Raw genomic sequence first — 4,652 nt, 5'->3', positions numbered from 1 at the left:
GGGCCGCCAGAAACGCCGCGCCATTGTCGAACTGCGCGCGCAGGTCCGGCCCGTCGGCAAAGCTCTCGGCCCAGACGCTTTCCGCCAGCAGGCAATCATGAGTCTCGAATTCCGGCAGGACATACTCAACCGCCTCTGCCGGCTCCGGCTGGGTGATGGTGACGCCGTTGACCAGCGCCTCCGCCAGCACCAGCACCCCGCCCAACAGCAGGGAATGGCCCGGGGAGACGAACAGATCGCGCCGCGGCAGGCCCATGCCGAGCGCGCCCTTCTGGATACAAACCGGCCAGCGCCCGCGCTGGCCGCGCAGCGCCTCCGGCCCGAAACGCTGGTGGCCGATCCAGCGAATCGGCTGGCATCCGCCAAAGCGCGTCGGCAGCACATCGCCAATGCGCAGCGACGCGACATCGCGCTCGCCCTCCACGGTCTGGATCATGGTCCCGCGCCGGTAGCAGATGACGATCTCGGCACCGCCTGCGGTCTGGCTGAGCGTCACCGGCCCGGCCTGATCGAAACCGGCCAGGGCGATGGTTTCCGTCCCGCTGGCCCCGCTCAGCACCAGCCCGGTCCCGGCGACGAGGCTGGCGGTGCTGGCACTCACCCCGTCCAGGCGCAGGATATCCCCCGCGCCGAACCCGGCGAGGGTCTGGCCGCCGGCAAGCTCGGCCACCGCCCCGGCCAGCATCCAGCCCGTGCCGGCGAAGGAGATCTCGGAAAAGCCGGAAAAGCTTGCCCCCATATCCAATGTGCCATGGCTGCCGGAGAGCAGCAGCGTGCCGCCGCCGCTCACGGCCGTCACCCTCCCCTCGAACACGCCGCCGAGGGCGACGGTGAGGCTGGGGCTGGCTTCGCTGATATAGGCGGCGAAGCTGCCGGCGAGCGTGCCGGCATTGGTGAATGCCCCCCCGGCCAGGTCCAGCGCCACCGGCGCGCCCTCGACCAGCCCGCCATTGGTGAAGCTGCCCCCCTGCATCGCCAGCGCCGCATGGCCGAGGATGGTGCCGATATTCTGCACGCTGCCCCCGCCCATCCAGAGCCCGATAAAGGCGCCGCCGCCGCCCGAGAGCAGCCCCTGATTGAGTACCGTGCCGGTATAGAGCGCCACCCCCGCCCCCAGCCCTTCGCCCCAGCCATAGCGCGTCCCGGCCCCGCCCTGGATGTTGCCCGCATTCACCAGCAGGGCATCGTTCAACAGCACCACACCGTTGCCGCCGGTCTGCGTCCCGCTGCCGCCGGAGATCGAACCGCGATTGACCAAGGTGGCGCCGGCCAGCATCGCCGCGGCCCCACCATAGAAGCCGCCGCCGCCACCGCCCAGCAGCGTGCCATCATTGCTGACAACCAGCCCCGCCCCGCCGGACAGGCCAACGCCGCCGAACCCGGCAGAGGCGCCCGCCCCGCCGGCAATCACGCCGCCATTCACCAATGTGCCGGCGCCGAGCACCATGCCGGCTCCCGCCGTACCTTGCCGCAAGGCCGAACCGGACGGCGCGCTGGCGCCCTCAATCAGCCCGGTATTCTGGACCTGCCCCGCCGCCAGCGCCACCGCGGCACCGGCGGTGAAGCCATAGCCGCTCGCCGGGAAGGCCAGCGCGATGCTCCCGCCGCCCAGCATGGTGCCGCTATTATTCAGCCGCACCAGACCCGCCCCGGCATAGGCCGCATCGAACCCCGCAATGACCCCCGCATTGCCGAGATAGGCGCCGGCGCTCAAAATCACCCCGTCATGCCCGGCGTCGATGCTCGTGGCTTGGACCTCGCCCTGATTGACCAGGCTGGCGCCGCTGCCCAGCACCAGCCCGGCCAGCCCGCCTTGCACCACCCCGCCTGCCTGATTTTCCAACAGCCCGCTCGCACCCAGCACCATCCCCGCCAACCCGCCGGAAATGCTGCCCGCATTGCTGACCACACCGGCCCCGCCGAGGCTGACACCATAGGCGCCACCGATGATCGTCCCGGTCGCGTCGTTCTCCAGCGCGCCGCTGGCCATGCGCACGCCGATCCGCTGCAAGCCAACCCCGCCCGCAACGCCCCCTTCGATAAGCCCCTGGCTGACCAGGATCCCGCCCGCAGCCAGCACCACCCCTTCCAGATTGCCGGACAGCGTCCCACCCAGAGCATTATCAATGGTGCCGGCCCCGGCCAGTTCGAGCCCCACCCCGACAGCCGCGCCGCTGGCCAGCGTCAGCTCCGCGACCAGCGTGGCGCTGGTCGCGATGGTCCAGTTCGAGGATTGATCGCCATAAAGCGCGCTGACCAGCGCCGGGCTGTCTGTTGCCGCCTGGCCGGCCAAGGTGAGGGAAAGTCCGCTCGCCAGGCTCAACGAGGCGGGGGTTGCCGTTCCCAGCAAGATCGGGCCGCCTTGCGTCAAGCCGGACATCAAACGCTTCTCCGCGCGATTATTCCGGATTCAGACTTAAAACGACAAGTTAATCAAATCAACGAAAATCAAACCTCAGGTTGCGCCACGACCTGTTCCTCATCGATCACCACAGACGCTTCGCGCCGCGCCTTCGCCTCGCGGGCCAGCTTGCGATAGCTGCGCAGCGAAAACGGCAGCATGATGATATAGGCCAGCCCAGCCAGCGCCCCGGCAATGAAGGGGTCGGCGAAGATCAAAGCCGCGAAGACCACCACCCCCAACAGCAGCGGCAGGATGCCGGCGGTGGGGATCTTGAAATTCTTGAAACTCCAGACCGGCAAAGTGGAGACGCATAGCACCGCCACCATGGCCAGCACCGCGCCGGTGAAAAGCGGGTAGCTCACCACATCCTGCAGCCAGAACTGGTCATGCTCATTCGCCGCCAGACCGATGAAGAGCGGAAACAGAGCGAGCCCCGCGCCAGCCGGAGCCGGCACGCCGGTGAAGAAATTATAGGCGAAGGCGGCCTTGGGCGCGGAATCCAGCGCCGCGTTGAAGCGCGCCAGACGCAGCGCCATGGCGGCGGCAAACATCAAAGGCGGCAGAAAGCCGATCGCCCCCCAGGGCTGCAGCGACCACATATAAAGCAGCAGCGCCGGGGCGATGCCAAAGCAGAGAAAATCCGCCAGGCTGTCGAACTCGGCGCCGAAGCGCGAGGTCGCCTTCAGCATCCGCGCCAGCCGCCCATCCAGCCCGTCGATCACGCCCGAGACCGCGATGGCCAGCACGGCGGCGCCGAAGCGCCCCTCCAGCCCCAGCCGGATCGAGGACAGCCCGACGCAGAGCCCCAGCAGCGTCATCAGATTGGGCAGCATCCGGTTGAAACTCTGCCCGGAAAAACGCTGCCGGCGCGGCAGCCGACGCGGCCGCATCACGGGAAGGTGCTGAGCACGGGCGGCAGTTCGGCGATCACCGTCTCACCGCCGAGCATGCGCTGGCCGACCGCGACCAGCGGCAGGCAGCCTTCCGGCAGATAGAGATCGGTGCGCGAGCCGAAGCGGATGATGCCGAAACGCTGGCCGGCGAGCAGCGCCTGGCCCTCGGTCACTTCGCAGAGAATCCGCCGCGCGATCAGCCCGGCGATCTGCACCACCACCACCTCGCGCCCATCGACGGTGCGCAGCAGCATCGAGTTACGCTCATTATCGTCGCTCGCCTTGTCCTCGGCGGCGGAGAGGAACAGGCCGGGATGATAGGCGATTTTCTGCACCGTGCCGGCGATCGGGGCGCGGTTCACATGCACATCCAGCACCGAGAGGAAGATGGCGACGCGGGTGCGCGGCACCGGCGGCAAGCCGAGCTCCGCCGGCGGGATCGCCTGTTCGATGCTCACCACCAGGCCGTCGGCGGGGGCGACGAACACGTTGGGGCGCGGCGGCAGCACGCGCTCCGGGTCGCGGAAGAAATACAGACAGAACAGGGTGAAAAGCAGCCCGATCCAGGCCAGCGGGTGCCAGACCACCAGCCCGATCAGGGCGACCACGATGCCGCCGATGATGAACGGATAGCCGGCCTTGTGCGGCGGGCTCATCACCGATTTGATCGTCTCAGCAATATTCATGCAACTCTGCCTTTATTCAGTGCGCCTGAGTCTGCGGCAGGGCGAAGGCCTGGCCGGGGAAAATCAGGTTGGGGTCGTGGATCTGCCCCGCATTGGCGGAATAGATCAACGTATACAAGGTGCCTTTCCCATAAACCCGGCGCGCGATCATCCAGAGATTATCGCCGGGGGCGATCAGCACATGGCCGTCCTGCAGCGCCTTGGTCAAAGCTTCCGGCGCGAAAGGCGCGGTCACCGGTGGGAGCGCCTGGCCATCCGGGCCGGTCGCGTTCAGCGTGACCATGCCAGGCGCCGTCGGCACCGATGCCTGCAGGTGCCAATGGCCGGAGGCATCCGCCTTGGCGGTGCCGAGATCCTTGCCGCCGACATTCACCGTGACCTGCGCCCCGGCCGGAGCGGTGCCGCTGAATATGGCATGGCCCTGCGCGTCGTAATCCACCGCCCCCATGCCGAGCTGGCCGGGCTGCGGCCCCTGGCCGGTGACAACCTTGCTGCCATCCGGCCCGGAGACCACGGCCAGCGCCGGCTGGCCATTGCCGGGCAGATTGATCGAGGCGCTTTGCTGGCCCTGCACCACCTGCCCGCCGGGCAGCGCCTCGGACAATGTGATCTCATGCGAACCGGGGGGCAGCGGGCTGGCCGGGATCAGCACGAAGGCGCCTTGCGCAT

General features: G+C 68.3%; 4 protein-coding genes. All 4 read right to left on the bottom strand.

What is annotated here, in order from left to right; genetic code table 11:
- On the bottom strand, positions 1-2,380 hold a 2,380-nt coding region (locus MXAZACID_RS01740; protein WP_008492301.1), incomplete at its 3' end, for a Hint domain-containing protein.
- Between the two features lie 68 nt (positions 2,381-2,448).
- Positions 2,449-3,294 carry a phosphatidylcholine/phosphatidylserine synthase gene (locus tag MXAZACID_RS01735; RefSeq protein ID WP_008492300.1) on the bottom strand — a complete coding sequence of 282 codons (846 nt, stop codon included), beginning with the start codon at positions 3,292-3,294 and terminating at the stop codon, positions 2,449-2,451.
- Positions 3,294-3,983 carry a phosphatidylserine decarboxylase gene (locus tag MXAZACID_RS01730; protein ID WP_008492299.1) on the bottom strand — a complete coding sequence of 230 codons (690 nt, stop codon included), beginning with the start codon at positions 3,981-3,983 and terminating at the stop codon, positions 3,294-3,296. Before MXAZACID_RS01730 ends, MXAZACID_RS01735 begins: the two co-directional genes overlap by 1 nt.
- A gap of 16 nt (positions 3,984-3,999) precedes the next feature.
- A partial coding sequence (locus tag MXAZACID_RS01725) for a LysM peptidoglycan-binding domain-containing protein (protein WP_008492298.1) occupies positions 4,000-4,652 on the bottom strand: 653 nt, incomplete at its 5' end.

The sequence above is a fragment of the Acidocella sp. MX-AZ02 genome, assembly GCF_000306035.1.
Lineage (GTDB): Bacteria > Pseudomonadota > Alphaproteobacteria > Acetobacterales > Acetobacteraceae > Acidocella > Acidocella facilis.
This window is presented reverse-complemented; position numbering and strand designations above follow the sequence as displayed.

Excerpts from the sequence above, each read along its gene's own strand:
- MXAZACID_RS01730 (WP_008492299.1), bottom strand. The coding sequence starts at position 3,983 with ATGAATATTGCTGAGACGATCAAATCGGTGATGAGCCCGCCGCACAAG.
- MXAZACID_RS01735 (WP_008492300.1), bottom strand. The coding sequence starts at position 3,294 with ATGCGGCCGCGTCGGCTGCCGCGCCGGCAGCGTTTTTCCGGGCAGAGT.